Origin of the sequence: Plantactinospora sp. B5E13, assembly GCF_039871775.1 — a bacterium.
In the GTDB taxonomy this organism is placed as follows: domain Bacteria; phylum Actinomycetota; class Actinomycetes; order Mycobacteriales; family Micromonosporaceae; genus Plantactinospora.
The window spans coordinates 417024-432802 of record NZ_JBDPLT010000001.1 but is presented as its reverse complement, the minus strand read 5'-3'; the positions used below and the strand labels follow the sequence as shown (position 1 = coordinate 432802).

Annotated in this window: 14 protein-coding genes; 3 read left to right on the top strand and 11 right to left on the bottom strand. The window is 70.1% G+C overall.

What is annotated here, in order from left to right:
* The 5 genes from ABGB05_RS01890 to ABGB05_RS01870 all read right to left on the bottom strand — a co-directional run.
* Positions 1–746, bottom strand: a 746-nt coding sequence (locus ABGB05_RS01890; protein ID WP_347651334.1) for an ATP-binding cassette domain-containing protein, incomplete at its 3' end; no start/stop codon positions are given.
* On the bottom strand, positions 733–1800 hold the full coding sequence (locus tag ABGB05_RS01885) for an ABC transporter ATP-binding protein (protein ID WP_347651333.1): 1068 nt from the start codon (positions 1798–1800) through the stop codon (positions 733–735). The genes ABGB05_RS01890 and ABGB05_RS01885, both read right to left, overlap by 14 nt.
* A 4-nt stretch (positions 1801–1804) precedes the next feature.
* A complete protein-coding gene (locus tag ABGB05_RS01880) occupies positions 1805–2722 on the bottom strand; it encodes an ABC transporter permease (RefSeq protein ID WP_347651332.1) in 918 nt (305 codons plus the stop codon).
* Positions 2723–2735: 13 nt separating this feature from the next.
* Complete coding sequence (locus ABGB05_RS01875; protein ID WP_347651331.1) at positions 2736–3674, bottom strand: ABC transporter permease; 939 nt, start codon at positions 3672–3674, stop codon at positions 2736–2738.
* Positions 3675–3786: 112 nt separating this feature from the next.
* A complete protein-coding gene (locus tag ABGB05_RS01870; protein WP_347651330.1) occupies positions 3787–5415 on the bottom strand; it encodes an ABC transporter substrate-binding protein in 1629 nt (542 codons plus the stop codon).
* A 477-nt stretch (positions 5416–5892) separates the two neighbouring features.
* Between ABGB05_RS01870 and ABGB05_RS01865 the strand changes: the two genes are divergently transcribed.
* Positions 5893–6774 (top strand): bifunctional methylenetetrahydrofolate dehydrogenase/methenyltetrahydrofolate cyclohydrolase, encoded by an 882-nt coding sequence (locus ABGB05_RS01865; protein ID WP_347651329.1) that lies wholly within the window; start codon positions 5893–5895, stop codon positions 6772–6774.
* Positions 6775–6952: 178 nt separating this feature from the next.
* Complete coding sequence (gene mdh, locus ABGB05_RS01860; RefSeq protein WP_347651328.1) at positions 6953–7903, top strand: malate dehydrogenase; 951 nt, start codon at positions 6953–6955, stop codon at positions 7901–7903.
* A gap of 86 nt (positions 7904–7989) precedes the next feature.
* Here mdh and ABGB05_RS01855 read toward each other — a convergent pair whose 3' ends face one another.
* Complete coding sequence (locus tag ABGB05_RS01855; RefSeq protein WP_347651327.1) at positions 7990–9648, bottom strand: alkaline phosphatase D family protein; 1659 nt, start codon at positions 9646–9648, stop codon at positions 7990–7992.
* 62 nt (positions 9649–9710) lie between these two features.
* Positions 9711–10550, bottom strand: a complete 840-nt coding sequence (locus tag ABGB05_RS01850) for an MBL fold metallo-hydrolase (RefSeq protein WP_347651326.1) — start codon at positions 10548–10550, stop codon at positions 9711–9713.
* 81 nt (positions 10551–10631) lie between these two features.
* On the opposite strand from ABGB05_RS01850, the gene ABGB05_RS01845 reads away from it, so the two are divergent.
* Positions 10632–11849 carry an NADP-dependent isocitrate dehydrogenase gene (locus ABGB05_RS01845; protein ID WP_347651325.1) on the top strand — a complete coding sequence of 406 codons (1218 nt, stop codon included), beginning with the start codon at positions 10632–10634 and terminating at the stop codon, positions 11847–11849.
* A 278-nt stretch (positions 11850–12127) separates the two neighbouring features.
* Here ABGB05_RS01845 and ABGB05_RS01840 read toward each other — a convergent pair whose 3' ends face one another.
* The 4 genes from ABGB05_RS01840 to ABGB05_RS01825 form a co-directional block, all read right to left on the bottom strand.
* A complete protein-coding gene (locus tag ABGB05_RS01840) occupies positions 12128–12586 on the bottom strand; it encodes a VOC family protein (protein WP_347651324.1) in 459 nt (152 codons plus the stop codon).
* Between the two features lie 65 nt (positions 12587–12651).
* On the bottom strand, positions 12652–13830 hold the full coding sequence (locus ABGB05_RS01835) for a serine hydrolase domain-containing protein (RefSeq protein ID WP_347651323.1): 1179 nt from the start codon (positions 13828–13830) through the stop codon (positions 12652–12654).
* Between the two features lie 49 nt (positions 13831–13879).
* Positions 13880–14959 carry a galactose-1-phosphate uridylyltransferase gene (galT, locus tag ABGB05_RS01830; protein WP_347651322.1) on the bottom strand — a complete coding sequence of 360 codons (1080 nt, stop codon included), beginning with the start codon at positions 14957–14959 and terminating at the stop codon, positions 13880–13882.
* Complete coding sequence (locus tag ABGB05_RS01825) at positions 14956–15735, bottom strand: DeoR/GlpR family DNA-binding transcription regulator (protein ID WP_347651321.1); 780 nt, start codon at positions 15733–15735, stop codon at positions 14956–14958. The genes galT and ABGB05_RS01825 overlap by 4 nt, the downstream gene beginning before the upstream one ends.
* Between the last annotated feature and the right edge of the window lie 44 nt (positions 15736–15779).

Genomic DNA, 15779 nt, shown 5'->3' with positions numbered 1-15779 from the left:
ACCGCCACCCGGTCGGCGATGTGCCGCACCACCGACAGGTCGTGCGCGATGAAGATGTACGACAACCCCAGCTCGTCCTGCAACCCCTCCAGCAGGTTGATCACCTGGGCCTGGATCGACACGTCCAGCGCCGACACCGGCTCGTCACAGACGATGATCTCCGGCTTCAACGCCAACGCCCGGGCGATCCCGATCCGCTGCCGCTGACCACCCGAGAACTGGTGCGGATACCGGTTGATGTGCTCCGGGTTCAGACCGACCAGTTCGAGCAGTTCCTGGACCCGCTGCCGGCGGGTGCCGCGCGGTGCCGCGTCGGGGTGGATGTCGAACGGCTCGCCGATGATGTCGCCGACCGTCATCCGTGGGTTCAGCGAGGTGTACGGGTCCTGCATCACCATCTGCACGTTGCGCCGCATCCGACGCAGCGCGGAGCCGGAGAGCGAGAACATGTCCCGCCCCTCCAGCAGGGCCTTGCCCGAGGTCGGGGTCTCCAGCCGCATCAGCAGCTTGGCGAGGGTGGACTTGCCGCAGCCGGACTCGCCGACGATGCCGAGGGTCTCGCCCCGCTTCAGGTCGAAGCTGACGCCGTCGACCGCCTTCACCGCGCCGATCTGCCGCTTGAAGACGATGCCCTGGGTGATCGGGAAGTGCTTGACGACGTTCTCGACCTGCAGCACGGTCTCGCCACGCTGCTTGGTGGCGGTGCCGGCGGCCGGTGTGGACGTGGTCCGGTCAGATGCGGCCATCGAGGACCTCCTCGGCGAAGTGGCAGGCGCTGGTCCGGTCGTTGCCGAGCTGGTGGACGGTCGGCACGACGTCGACGCACTCCTGCCGGGCGAACGGGCAGCGCGGGTGGAACGGGCAGCCGCTGGGGATCCGCATCAGGTTCGGCGGAAGCCCCTTGATGGTGGTGAGCTGCTGGCCCTTCAGGTCCAGCCGCGGAATCGACTCCAGCAGCCCCTTGGTGTACGGGTGCGCGGGCGCCTCGTACAGCGCGTGCACGTCGGCGTGTTCGACGATCCGGCCGGCGTACATGACGGCGATCCGGTCGGCCACGTCGGCGACCACCCCGAGGTCGTGGGTGATCAGGATCATCGCCATGTTGAGTTCCCGGCGCAGTTCACCGAGCAGGTCCATGATCTGGGCCTGCACGGTCACGTCGAGCGCGGTGGTCGGCTCGTCGGCGATCAGCACCGACGGGTCCTGGGCCAGCGCCATCGCGATCATGACGCGCTGCCGCATACCGCCGGAGAACTGGTGCGGGTAGTCGCGTACCCGCTCCCTCGCCGCGGGGATCTTGACCAGTTCCATCAGTTCGATGGCCCGGCGCCGGGCGTCGGCCCGGGAGAGCCCATCGCGCAGCCGCAGTGTCTCGCCGATCTGCCAGCCGACCGGGAAGACCGGGTTGAGCGCGGAGAGCGCGTCCTGGAAGATCATCGCGATCTGCTTGCCGCGTACCTTGCGCCGCTCGTCCTCGGGGAGGGTGAGCAGGTCGGTGCCGCGGTAGAGGATCTGGCCGTTCGGGATGACCGCCGGCGGCATGTCCAGGATGCCCATGATCGCCTGGGCGGTGACGGACTTGCCGGAGCCGGACTCGCCGAGCACGGCCAGGGTCTCCCCGGCGTCCAGGTGGTACGAGACGCCGTTGATCACCTTGGCCACGCCGTCCCGGGTGTGGAACTCGACGAACAGGTCGCGGACCTCGAGCAGGTGGCCGCCGTCGGCGCCGGTGGTGTCCCGGTCGGCGCGCGCGGTCCACTCGTCGCGGGTGACGGCCGCGCCGGCACTGTGCTTGCTCATGTGATCACCGCAGCTTCGGGTCGAAGGCGTCGCGGATCGCGTCGCCCAGCATGATGAAGGCCAGTACGGTCAGCGCGAGGAAGGTCGAGGGGACGATCAGCGGGACCGCCGACTCGCGCATGTGGGTCCGGCCGCTGTCGATGTCGATGCCCCACGAGATGGTCGGGGCCTTGAGGCCGATGCCGAGGAAGGAGAGGGTCGCCTCGGCGGCGATGAACGAGCCGAGCCCGATGGTGAGGACCACGATGACCGGGGCCAGCGAGTTCGGCAGGATGTGCCGCCACATGGTGCGGCCGTTGCCGGCGCCGAGCATCCGGGCCGCCGCCACGTAGTCCTGCTGCTTGGCGCTGATCACCGAGGAGCGGATGACCCGGGCGGCGGTGGTCCAGCCGAGGATCGCCAGGACGAAGACCACGGCCGCGATCCGGACGCTCGGGCTGTCGCTGCTGATCCGCTTGAGCAGCACGATCGCGGCGAGCAGCAGCGGGATGCCGAGAACGATGTCGATCACCCGGGACAGCGCGGCGTCGATCCAGCGGCCGAAGTAGCCGGCGAGCATGCCGACCACGATCGCGATGATCCCGGTGAGTACCGCGGAGAGCGCGCCGACCAGCAGGGAGGCGCGGGCGCCGTAGACGGACCGGGCGTAGACGTCGCAGCCCTGGAAGTCGTAGCCGAAGAGGGCGCCGCCGCCGGGTCCGGCGTGCTGGCGGCTCAGCGAGCAGTCCAGCGGGTCGTTCGAGGTGAACAGGCCGGGCACGATGGCCATCGCGGTCACCGCGAGGACCAGGATCAGCGACGCCCAGAAGATCGGGTTACGGCGAAGGTCGCGCCAGGCGTCGCCGGCCAGGCTGCGCGGCCGGGTGCTCGGGTCGGTGGTCTTGGTGACCTCGGCCGCACCCACGGTTTGTGCCTCGCTCATTTCAGTTCTTCCCTCACTCGTACCGGATGCGGGGGTCGAGGACCGCGTAGAGGACGTCCACCACGAGGTTCGACACCAGGTAGACCACGACCAGGACGCTGACCAGGCCGACCACCAGCGGGCCGTCCTCGGTGCGGATGCCGCGGAAGAGGTTGAAGCCGATGCCGGGGATGTTGAAGACACCCTCGGTGATGATCGCGCCGCTCATCAGGTTGCCCAGTTCGACGCCGAGGAACGTGATCACCGGGATCAGTGAGTTCCGCAGCACGTGCACGCTGACGATCCGCCGGGTCGGCAGGCCCTTGGCCCGCGCGGTCCGGACGTAGTCGGAGCGGAGGTTCTCGGCGATCGAGGTACGGGTCAGCCGCAGCGCCGTGGCCAGTGACAGGGAGCCGAGGACGAGCCCGGGTAGCAGCAGCGCGTAGAGGCTGGGCTGGGCGCCGGCGGTCGGCGGGAAGAGCGACAGCTTGACGCCGAGGAAGTACTGGGCGATCGGGGCCAGCACGATGGTGGGGATGCCAAGCACCAGCAGGGTCAGGCCCAGGGTGGCGTTGTCGAAGATGCCGCCCCGGCGCAGCCCGGCGATGACGCCGCAGGTGACGCCGAAGATGATCGCGACGAGCAGGGCGATGACCGCGAGCTTGGCGGTGACCGGCCAGGCCTGCGCCAGCATGTCGCTGATCTTGCGGCCGGTGAGCGACTCGCCGAGGTCGCCACGGAGCAGGTTGCCGATGTAGTCGAAGTAGCGGTAGAAGAAGCCGCCGATCCCGGTCTTGTCGAGGTGGAACTTCTCGGTCAGGTATGCCCGCTGCGCGTCGCTGACCGGGCGCTCACCGGCGAGGGCCTGGATGGGGTCGCCCTGTCCGGCGAACATCAGCGCGTAGACGATCAGTGTGGTCCCGAAGAAGGCCAGGACCATCTGGAGCAGGCGCCGCACGATGTAGCGGAACATACTTGCTTACTCTCCGTGGGGATGGCGATGCGGGGAGTGGTGCGCGGAGTTGTGGAACGGTCCGGGCCACCCAGGGGTCACCGGGTGGCCCGGACCGGGCCTTCGGGTCAGCTCAGCTGACAACCTCGATCTTGGTCATGTCGACGACCTGGAAGAGGTCGACCTCGACGTTCTTGACCTTGGTCGAGTGCGCGAAGACGTTCTGGCCGAAGCGCAGCGGGATCACCGGCATGTCCTTGGCCAGGATGTCCTCCGCCTGCTGGTACTTGGTGATCGCGGCCTCCGGCGTCGCGGCGGCGGCGCCCTCGGCAACCAGCTGGTCGAAGGTGGGGTTGCTGTAGCCGTAGTAGTTCGAGGAACCGTTGGTGGTGTACAGCGGCCCCAGGTAGTTCTCCATGGACGGGTAGTCCATCAGCCAGCCGAGCCGGATCAGGCCGACCGGCTGCTTGTTGTCGACCTTGGTGAGCAGGTCGGAGAACTTCGGCTCGGCGGTGCCGACGCAGTCCACGCCCAGGTTGGCCTTGAGCTGGTTGCAGGTCGCGTCCACCCAGTCCTTGTGCCCACCGTCACCGTTGTAGGTGATCTTGATCTGGGCCGGGCCGCCGGCGGCCTGGTACGCCGCCTTGGCCTTGGCCGGGTCGAACTCGCACGCCTCGCCGCAGGTGTTGTCGCGGTAGCCGGCGACCACCGGCGAGACGAACGAGCGGGCCGACACCTGCGAGTCCTTGAAGACCGACTTGATGATCTCGTCGCGGTCGATCGCCATCGAGATGGCCTTGCGGACCTCAGGCTTGCTGAATTCGTCCTGGTACGTCGGGAACCCGATGAACTGGAACGACGAGGCCGGGCTCTTCTGGAGCCGGTCGCCGAGGTCAGCCGCGGCGGTGCTCAGGTTCTCGGTCGGCACCGTGACGATCACATCGAGGTTGTCCGACTGCACGTCCGCGTACGCGGCGCTGAGCTGCTGGTAGATCCGGAACTCGGCGCCCTGGATCTTCGGCTTGTCGCCCGGGTACGCGTCGTACCGCTCGACCTCGATCTTGGCGTCGTGCTGCCAGGTGCCCTTCATCTTGAACGGGCCGTCGCCGATCGGGGCGTCCTCGAAGCCCTCCTTGATGACGCCGGGAGCGGAGAAGGCGGCCTGCGGCAGCGGGTAGAACGCGGTGTAACCGAGGATGGTCTTGAACTCGGTGTACGGCTTCGACAGCGTCACGGTGAAGGTCAGGTCGTCGACCTTCTTGAGACCGGTGAGGGTCTTGGCGGTCGGCTCCGGAGCCTTCTGCGGGCCCTCGCCGTCCGGGTCGGCCGGGTTGAGGGCGTCGTAGCCCTCGATCTTCTCGAAGAAGTACCCGTTGCCCTGGCCGTTCGGGCCGTACGCGCCGTAGTTCCAGGCGTTGATGTAGCTGTCCGCGGTCACCTTCTCGCCGTTGTGGAAGGTGAACCCGTCCTTCAGCTTGACCGTCCAGACCTTGTTGTCGCCGGAGGTGACCGACTCCGCGGCGACCTCGTACGGCTTGTTCTGGGCGTCGTACTTGACCAGCGGGGTGAACAGGGCCGAGAGGACCTGGTTGCCGCTCGACTCGTTCGTGTTGGTCGGAATCAGGTGCTGGGGTTCGCCGATCTGCACCGACACCACAGCATTCGCGTCGCTCTCCCCTGAACCGCCGCCGCCACAGGCCGCGAGGCCGAGGGTCGCGGCAAGGGGGAGGGCGGTCCAGGCAGCGAGCCTACGAACCTGCATTGAGCCTCCTCATCTCCTTACGTTGAGCAGTCGCTCCCATGGATGGGTGACGCTGAGCAACGCTCGGCAAAAGTAGGCCGCCCCTGGACTTCGGGCCAAACTGGATGATTACGAGTAAGTAACACAGCGGGCTTGCAGCGCTTGCACATACTGGCGCTGAGCTGCTATAGCGTCCGGCCTGCTGATCATGTGCGTATTTGGTCATCCAGCCCATAACGCTCTGAAAGTGGATCACTTTCCAGGTCGGCTCGGGCGTCCGTACGCCTGTCGCTTTGTCCGGTATACCCCCTACCACCGGATGCGCAGTGTGCAATTTTCCACAAATTCTTACCGAGAGTGACTAACAACACGGTTACGTTGAGTTATCGTCTGGTGCTGGTCGGCCGGATGACCCGGGGCTGACCGACCGGCCGACCCGCCCGCCGACCAGCCGGGTGGCGGCTCGGTCCGCGGGTCGGCCGTGAGACGATCTGGGGCGTGACGGCCACCCTTCTCGACGGAAAAGCCACTGCGGCACAGATCAAGGACGAACTGCGCAACCGGGTCAAGACGCTGGCCGACCGGGGTGTCGTACCCGGCCTCGGCACGGTGCTGGTCGGCAACGACCCCGGCTCCGAGGCGTACGTCAACGGCAAGCACCGGGACTGTGCCGAGGTCGGCATCGCCTCCATCCGGCGGGAACTGCCGGCCGACACCGGCCAGGAGGAGCTGGAGGCGGTCCTCGCCGAGCTCAACGCCGACCCGGCCTGCCACGGCTACATCGTGCAGCTGCCGCTGCCGGCACACCTGGACACCCAGCGGGTGCTGGAACTGATCGACCCGGAGAAGGACGCGGACGGACTGCACCCGGTCAACCTCGGCCGGCTCGTGCTCGGCTACCCCGGTCCGCTGCCCTGCACCCCGCGCGGCATCGTCGAGCTGCTGCGCCGGCACGACGTACCGCTGCGCGGCGCCGAGGTGGCGGTGGTCGGCCGGGGCAACACCGTCGGCCGGCCGCTGGGCCTGCTGCTGACCCGGCGCAGCGAGAACGCCACGGTGACCCTCTGCCACACCGGCACCCTGGACCTCTCGGCGCACACCCGGGCGGCCGACATCGTCATCGTCGCGGCGGGGGTTCCGGGGCTGCTCACCGCCGACATGGTCCGGCCGGGCGCGGCGGTGGTCGACGTCGGCATCACCCGGGTGATCGGCCCGGACGGCAAGGGCCGGTACACCGGCGACGTCGACCCCGAGGTCGCCGAGGTGGCCGGCAGCATCGCGCCGATGCCCGGCGGGGTGGGTCCGATGACCCGGGCGATGCTGCTGACCAACGTCGTCGAACGCGCCGAGGCGATCGTGGCGGCGGCCGGCGCGGCATAACCCGCCCGGTCGACCCCGCCCGCCAATGGCCCGGGCGTCCGGCCGGCCCCGCCTGCCCGGCGGCGCGGGCGTCCGGGTAGGGGTGGACGCGAACGGAATCCGCCCCTGGCCGGAACTGGGCCGCCGTGGCTGATACCGTCCGGAAATAACCCGACCGGTATCAGAGAGTGGGACGACCATGGGCAAAAAGGTCACCGTCGTCGGCGCCGGCTTCTACGGCTCCACGACCGCGCAGCGCCTCGCGGAGTACGACGTCTTCGACACGGTCGTGATCACCGACATCATCGAGGGCAAGCCCGAGGGCCTCGCGCTCGACCTCAACCAGTCCCGGCCGATCGAGGGCTTCGAGACCAAGGTCGTCGGTGTGACGACCGGCAAGGGCGGCGAGGGTTACGAGGCCATCGAGGGCTCCGACGTGGTGGTGATCACCGCAGGGCTGCCGCGCAAGCCGGGGATGAGCCGGATGGACCTGCTGGAGACCAACGCCAAGATCGTGCGGCAGGTCGCCGAGAACGTCGCCAAGTACGCCCCGAACGCCGTCGTCATCGTCGTCTCCAACCCGCTGGACGAGATGACCGCGCTCGCGCAGATCGCCACCCAGTTCCCGAAGAACCGGGTGCTCGGCCAGGCCGGCATGCTCGACACCGCCCGGTTCAGCAACTTCGTGGCCGAGGCGCTCTCGGTGCCGGTGGCCTCGGTGAAGACCCTGACCCTCGGCTCGCACGGCGACACCATGGTGCCGGTGCCGTCCCGCAGCACCGTCGACGGCAAGCCGCTGCGCGAGGTGATGCCGGCCGAGCAGATCGAGGAGCTGGTCGTCCGGACCCGCAACGGCGGCGCCGAGGTGGTCGCGCTGCTCAAGACCGGTTCGGCGTACTACGCCCCGTCGGCCGCCGCCGCGCGGATGGCCCGGGCCGTCGCCACCGACTCCGGCGAGGTCATGCCGGTCTGCGCCTGGGTCGACGGCGAGTTCGGCATCTCCGGCGTCTACCTCGGGGTCGAGGCTGAGATCGGGCGCGACGGCGTACGCCGGATCGTGGAGACCCCGCTGGACGCCGACGAGATCGCGAGCCTGAAGGCCGCGGCCGAGGCGGTACGCGCGAAGCAGGGCGACATCGCGAACATGTGAGCCGTCCCGCACCCGACAGGTGTGCACGAGGGCCCCTTCCTGCGCGGTGGTTTCTAGGGTTGCCGCGACAGGAAGGGGCCCTCGCCCTACATCTGGTCGTTGTCGACGGGGTAGGTGGGACCGGTGGCGATCCGGGCCCGGGTCGCGGCGGTGACCGCGGGCGACTCCTGGCTGGCGACCGAGACGCCCGGGGCACCGGCGAGGACGACAAACTCGGCGGCGGTCCGGACCGTGGCGGTGGGCGCCCAGACGGTGTCCACCAGTCGGAGCGAGCTGAGCATCCGCTCCGGCGTCACGTCGCAGACGACGTACCCGCGCTGGTTGTCGATGTACTTCCAGTGCGGGCTCTCCGCCATGATCGGGTCGTACGTCCGGTGGAAGCCTGCGGTGTCCGGGTTGCCGCCGGAGGTGATCGACGTACCGGTGATCTCGGCGGCGACCACCGGCGAGGCCGGGTCGTCGAAGTCCGGCCGTAGGTCGCAGACCCAGGTGCAGTGCCGGTCCCCGGTGAGGACCACCGGGTTGTCGACCTGCCCGGAGCCGAAGAACTCCAAGAGGCGGCGGCGCTGCACCCGGTAGCCGTCCCAGTTGTCGAGGTCGTAGGTCCGCTCCGGCCCGGCCTGGCGGTCGTTGGAGGCCCACATCACCTGGTTGGCCAGCAGGTTCCACCGGCTGCCGGACGAGCGCAGCCCCTGCACCAGCCAGTGTTCCTGTTCCGGCCCGGTCATCGACAGCTCCGGGTTCATCGCCTCGGCCAGCGTCGCCGGCTGGTCGCTGCGGTACTGCCGGGTGTCCAGCACGTGCACGCTGGCCAGGTCGCCGAAGCGCAGCCGCCGGTAGAGGCGGATGTCCAGCCCGCGCGGCAGGGCCGAGCGGCGCAGCGGCATGTTCTCGTAGTAGGCCTGGAAGGCCGCCTTCCGGCGGGCCCGGAACGCCTCCGGGGTCTGCTGGGCCGGATCCTGCGGGATCTCGTCGGCCCAGTTGTTGTCCAGTTCGTGGTCGTCGAAGGTGACGATCCACGGGAACGCGGCGTGCGACGCCTGCAGGTCCGGGTCGGTCTTGTACTGGGCGTGCCGGTTGCGGTAGTCGACCAGCGAGTACGGCTCGTCGGTCCCCTCGTGCACCCGGTAGGCGGCGGTGTTCGGCCGGTTCTCGTAGATGTAGTCGCCGAGGAAGGCGACGAACGCCAGGTCCTCGCCGGCCAGGTGCCGGTGCGCGGTGTACGCCCCGGCCTGGAAGTCCTGGCAGCTGGCGAAGGCGAAGCGGAGGTGCCGGGTGTGGGCGTGGTCGGCGGGGGCGGTGCGGGTCCGACCGACCGGGGAGATCTCCTGGCCGGCCCGGAACCGGTAGAAGTACTCCCGGTCCGGGTCGAGCCCGGCGACCTCGACGTGCACCGAGTGCCCGAGGTCGGGATGGGCGGTCGCGGCGCCCCGGTGCCGGATCCGCCGGAAGCGGCTGTCCTCGGCGACCTCCCACCGCACCCGCACCGGGCGGTCCGGCATGCCGCCGCCGGCCAGCGGCTGCGGGGCGAGCCGGGTCCAGAGCACCACGCCGTCCGGCAGCGGGTCACCGGAGGCGACGCCGAGGGTGAAGAGGTTGGCCGGCAGCGGGGCGCCGGCGGTGGACGGGATGTGCGCGGCGGCACCGTCGGGGGTCAGCAGCATCGGTCCGACCACAAGACCGGCGGTCGCGGCACCGGCGGCCGAGACGAAACGTCGACGGCTGAACGGGTACGGAGAAGTCATGCATCGACGATCATGGCTGGCGGGCGAACGGGGCCACCCACGACAATTGGCCTGAAGTGGTATTACAGCAGAACGAACGGTGTACTCAGGTGCGGCGTGCCGAGGAAGGCCGCCGGCCGGCCGGCCAACCGGGTCAGCAGGGTCCGCCGGGACCGCCGGGCGACGTCCGGGTCCTCCTCGTGGGCGTACGTCAGCTCCGGCGCGACCAGCTGCACGGCGTGCACCAGCAGGTCGCCGGTGATCAGCAGGTCCTCGTCGGCGGTCTCCACCAGCACCGACTGGTGGCCGGGGGTGTGCCCCGGGGTGGCGAGCAGTCGTACCCCGGGGGTGAGCTGGTGGTCGCCGTCGACGGCGTGCAGCTGCCCGGTGGCGGTCAGCGGGTCGAGCAGGTAGCCGGCCAGCCCGGCCGCCCCCTGTCCCCGGATGCTCTCGATCTCGGCCCGTTGCAGCAGGTAACGGGCGTTGCGGAAGCACGGCGCCGGCGCCTCTCCGGCCCCGTCCGGCCCGCCGGTGACCGCCCCGCCGACGTGGTCACTGTGCTTGTGGGTGAGGACCACGGTGTCGACCTCGTCCGGGCTGATCCCGGCGGCGGCCAGTGACTCCGGAAGCCGGCCCGGCACCGGTGCCCAGCTGCCCGCCGGCGCGTCCGCCGGGCCGATGCCGGCGTCGACCAGGATGACCCGGCCGGCGTCCGGGCCGTCGTCGTACCGGATCGCGAAGCAGCGGAACGAGAGCCGCCAGCGACCGTCCGGGGTGATCGCCGCCGGGTCGCGCTCGTCGGCCTGCCGCCAGTGTGCGGCGGTCGCGTCCGGGAACGCCTCCTCCCGGGGCTGGAAGAAGACCCCCTCGGCGTCCGGCAGTGCGATGACGGTCACGGATCCGAGCGCCCGGCTGATCATCATGCCGGGCAGTGTAAGGGCCTTCGGAGCGGGCCAGTACGCTCGTACTGCTAGAGCATGTGTCCCGGAGAGGAGCGCCGGCCGATGGCGAAGATCAAGGTTACGAACCCGGTGGTGGAAATCGACGGCGACGAGATGACCCGGATCATCTGGAAGCAGATCCGCGAGCAGTTGATCCTGCCGTACCTCGACGTCGACCTGCACTACTACGACCTCGGCATCCAGCACCGCGACGACACCGACGACCAGGTGACGATCGACGCGGCGAACGCGATCAAGCAGCACGGTGTGGGCGTGAAGTGCGCCACCATCACCCCGGACGAGGCCCGGGTCGAGGAGTTCGGCCTCAAGAAGATGTGGCGTTCGCCGAACGGCACCATCCGGAACATCCTCGGCGGCGTGGTCTTCCGCGAGCCGATCATCATGTCGAACGTGCCGCGGCTCGTACCGGGCTGGACCAAGCCGATCATCATCGGCCGGCACGCGCACGGTGACCAGTACAAGGCCACCGACTTCGTGGTGCCGGGACCGGGCACGGTGACCATCACCTACACCCCGACCGACGGCGGTGCCCCGGTCGAGATGGAGGTCGCCAACTTCCCCGGCGGCGGCGTCACCATGGGGATGTACAACTTCGACGACTCGATTCGGGACTTCGCCCGGGCCTCGTTCCGGTACGGACTGGACCGTGGCTACCCGGTCTACCTGTCGACGAAGAACACCATCCTCAAGGCGTACGACGGCCGCTTCAAGGACATCTTCGCGGAGGTCTTCGAGGCCGAGTTCAAGGCCGACTTCGACGCCGCCGGGATCACCTACGAGCACCGGCTGATCGACGACATGGTCGCCGCCGCGCTGAAGTGGGAGGGCGGCTTCGTCTGGGCCTGCAAGAACTACGACGGTGACGTGCAGTCCGACACCGTGGCGCAGGGCTTCGGCTCGCTGGGCCTGATGACGTCGGTGCTGATGACCCCGGACGGCCGTACGGTCGAGGCCGAGGCGGCGCACGGCACGGTCACCCGGCACTACCGGCAGTGGCAGAAGGGCGAGAAGACCTCGACCAACCCGATCGCCTCGATCTACGCCTGGACCCGGGGCCTGGCCCACCGGGGCAAGCTGGACAACACCCCGGCGGTCACCGAGTTCGCCAACACCCTCGAGCAGGTGGTCGTCGAGACCGTCGAGGGTGGCCAGATGACCAAGGACCTGGCGCTGCTCATCTCCCGGGACGCCCCGTGGCTGACCACCGACGAGTTCATGGCCACCCTGGACAGCAACCTGGCCCGGAGGCTTGCCGCCTGAGTTGAACGGCAGAAAAGGGGCCCTTTGGATATGAAGGGCCCCTTTTTGTCGTCCCGTCGCCGTCACCGGCCCGCGACCTGGGTCGTTGGACAGGCTGGACGTGATGCCAGTCGCGTCCAGGAAGACCGGCCCGGTCGAGGCCGCCGCGAGAGGCCCGTACCGGTAGGAACGGTCTTCCCGGCTGTTGCGCACAGCCGGCCGTCCCTTCCCTGCGGGGGGCCCTGTCCCGGGCCCCCCGCGCCCTCATGTCCGGCCATCGCCCACTCCCGCTGTCGGTCTCACTCCGCCTCGACGGGGTCGAGGCGTACCCGACCGTCCTCGGTGACCTGCCAGCCGGGATTGAAGGCGACCTCCCAGAGCAGGTCGTTCGGATCGGCGAAGTAGCCGTGGTAACCGCCGAAGGCGGCCCGCCGGGCCGGCTTGACGATCGTCGCGCCGGCCTCGGCCGCCCGGCCCAGCACCCGGTCGACCTCCTCGGTGCTCGCCACGTTGTGCGACAGGGTGAAACCGGTCGGCGCGGTCGCCACCGCCGACCCCGAACCGAGATCGTTGGCGAGGTCGGCGGCGAACGCGTCCGCCTCGAAAAAGCCGAGCACCACCCCGGGCGCCACCTGGAAGAAGAGGATCTCGTCCGGTACGTCGAGGGTCGGTGTCCAGCCGAGCGCGTCGACGTAGAACCGCCGGGCCCGGTCGAGATCCCGGGTAGCGACCGTCATGAAATGTACGCGTTGCTCCATGGACGACTATTTTGTCAGGTTGGCTCGCCCGCCTGGTGCTGTCGCGCCAACCCGGCAACCGACGGTCAGGCCAGCTTCCGGACCTCGTTCCAGCCGCCGTCGAAGATGAACGTGTCGGTCTGGGTCAACACGATCGTGATCAGCTCTCGGCCCGGATCGGTGAACCAGCCGGTGCCGTAACCGCCGGTCCAGCCGTACGCGGGTGGCGCCGCCCGGTCCGGCCCGATGTCGACCGCCAGACCGTAGCCCCAGCCGCGGCCGTCGAGCACCGGAACCGCCGCCGCGGTGATCTGCTCCGGGGTCAGGTGATTGGTGGTCATCCGGGCGACCGACTCCTCGGAGAGCAGTCGTACCCCACCGTGCACACCCCGGTTGCGGAGCAGGCGGGCGAAGGCCAGGTAGTCCACGGCGGTGGAGACCAGCCCGGACGCGCCGGCCGGGAACGTCGGCGGAATCCCCCACCGCTGCGGCCCGGAGATCGTCCGCGCCACCAGCCCGCCGGTCTCCGGGTCTTTTGTGTAGTGGCCCGCCAACCGGTCCAACTGGGCCGCCGGCACGGAGAACCCGGTGTCGACCATGCCCAGCGGGGCGAAGATCCGGTCCCGGAGGAGATCCGGCAGCGGCTGCCCGGCGGCCCGGGCGACCAGGACGCCGAGCACCTGCCCGGCCGTGTCGTACTGCCAGTGGAGGCCGGGCTGGTGCATCAGCGGCAGTGTGCCGAATCTGCGGAGCCACTCGTCGGGTGTCAGCGCGGCCGGCGGGTCGGGCGGCCCGATCGCCAGCCCCAACTTCTCGGTGGCGGTGACGATCGGGAACGCGGGCTGGAACTCCGGCTCGAAGATCATCCCGTGCCCGATCCGGTACGTCAGCACGTCCTCGACGGTTGTCGGACGGTCCGCCGCCACCGTGTCGTCGAGCGGACCGTCGAGCCGGCGCAACACCCGGCGGCCGGCCAACTCCGGCAACAACCTGTCGACCGGTTCGGTCAGGTCGAGCCGGCCCTCCTCGACAAGCATCATCGCGACCGTGGCGACCACCGGTTTGGTCATCGAGGTGATCCGGAAGAGAGTGTCGGGCCGCATCGGCGCCGTACCGTCCACGGTCAGCGTGCCGATCGGCTGGACCCGTACCTCGTCGGCGCGGGCGGTCAGCAGCACCAGGCCGGGCAGCTCACCCCGGGCCACCCGGAGCGCCAACGTCTCGGAGAGCCGGTCCGACCCGGCGGAGGCAACGGTTCCAGTCATCCGGGCAATCTACGGCCCACCTCCGACAGCGCCGGCCCGGCGGCCGGGCTCAGCCGGCGTCGCGGAGCATCGCCGCCGCCCGCTCCGGCGCCACGTCGTTGATGAACACCCCCATCGCCGACTCCGAACCGGCCAGGTACTTCAGCTTGTCCGCCGCCCGCCGGATGCTGAACAGCTGCAGGTGCAGGTGGCTCAGGCCCGGCTCGGCGTGCACCGGCGCCTGGTGCCAGGCCGAGACGTACGGCATCGGCCGGTCGAAGAGCCGGTCGAGGCGGCGCAGCACGTCCAGGTAGAGCGGGCCGAAGGCGTCCCGTTCGGCGTCGTCCAGGGCCGGGATGTCCGGCACCGCCCGGTGCGGCGCCACGTGCACCTCGAACGGCCAGCGGGCGGCCGCCGGCACGTACGCCGTCCAGTGCTCGTTCTCGGCGACCACCCGCTCCCCGGCGGCCCGCTCGGCGGCCAGCACGTCGGCGTAGAGGTTCCGGCCACCGGTACGCTCCGCGTGCCGGCGCGCCGCGGCCAGCATCGCCTGCGTCCGGGGCGGCAGGAACGGGTACGCGTAGATCTGGCCGTGCGGGTGGTGCAGGGTCACCCCGATCTCCACCCCCCGGTTCTCGAAGCAGAAGACCTGCTCCACCCCGGGCAGCCCGGACAACGCGGCGGTCCGGTCGGCGAGCGCGTCCAGCACGGTCCGGACCCGCGACGGCGGCAGGGTGCCGAACGAGGCGTGGTGGTCGGCGGTGAAGCAGACCACCTCGCACCGCCCGGTCCCCGGCCGGACCGGGGTGTACGGGGTCAGCTGTCCCGGCGGGTCGCCGGGCCGGTCGCTGAACGACGGGAACCGGTTCTCGAAGACCGCCACGTCGTAGTCGTACGCCGGGATCTCGCTGGACCGTTCCGGGGTCGACGGACAGAGTGGACACTGGTCGCTCGGCGGCAGGAAGATCCGGCCCTGCCGGTGCGCCGCCACCGCCACCCACTCGTCGACCAGCGGGTCGTAGCGGAGTTGGGAGGCGGGCGGCGGGAGCGGCAGGTCCCGCCGGTCCGGACCCTCCCGGACGGCGTCGTCCCGCTCGTCGAAGTAGATCAGCTCGCGTCCGTCGGCGAGCTTCACACTTGTGCGTTTCATCGTCCCACCTCAGCCAGGACCAGTTGGGTCACGTGTTCGCGCAGCGTCCGCCGGGCCGCCTCGGGCAGCCCGTCGTCGCAGACCACGGTGTGCGCGTCGGTCAGCGGGGCGATCGAGGAGATCCCGACGGTGCCCCACTTGGTGTGGTCGGCGAGCACCACCAGCCGCTCCGCCGCGTCGACCAGGGCCCGGTCGGTCTCCGCCTCCAGCAGGTTCGGGGTGCTGAAGCCGGCCCGCTCGGTCATCCCGTGCACGCCGAGGAAGACCAGGTCCAGGTGCAGTGACCGGATCGCGGCGACCGCCACCGGTCCGACCAGCGCGTCCGACGGGGTGCGTACCCCGCCGGTGAGGATCACCGTCTGGTCCGAGCGGCCGGACCGGTGCAGGATCTCGGCGACCGGGATCGAGTTGGTCACCACGGTCAGCCCGGCGATCCCGGCCAGCCGGTGGGCGAGTTCGGCGGTGGTCGTACCGGCGGAGAGCGCGACCGCCATCCCCGGGGTGACCAGACCGGCGGCCAGCCGCGCGATGGCGGCCTTCTCCGCCCGCTGCCGGACCGACTTGGCCGCGAAGCCCGGCTCGTCGGTCGCGCCGGGCGGGGCGGTGGTCGCCCCGCCGTGCACCTTTTCCAGCAGCCCTCGTTCGGCGAGCACGTCCAGGTCACGGCGGATGGTCATGTCGGAGACCCCGAACTCGGCGGCGAGTTCGCTGACCCGGACCCCGCCGGTGGCCCGGACCCGCTGCAGGATCGCCTCCTGGCGCTGCTGGGCCAGCATCAGCCCACCTCCCCGGTGGTGGTCGGCACGGCCCGCCGGTGCCC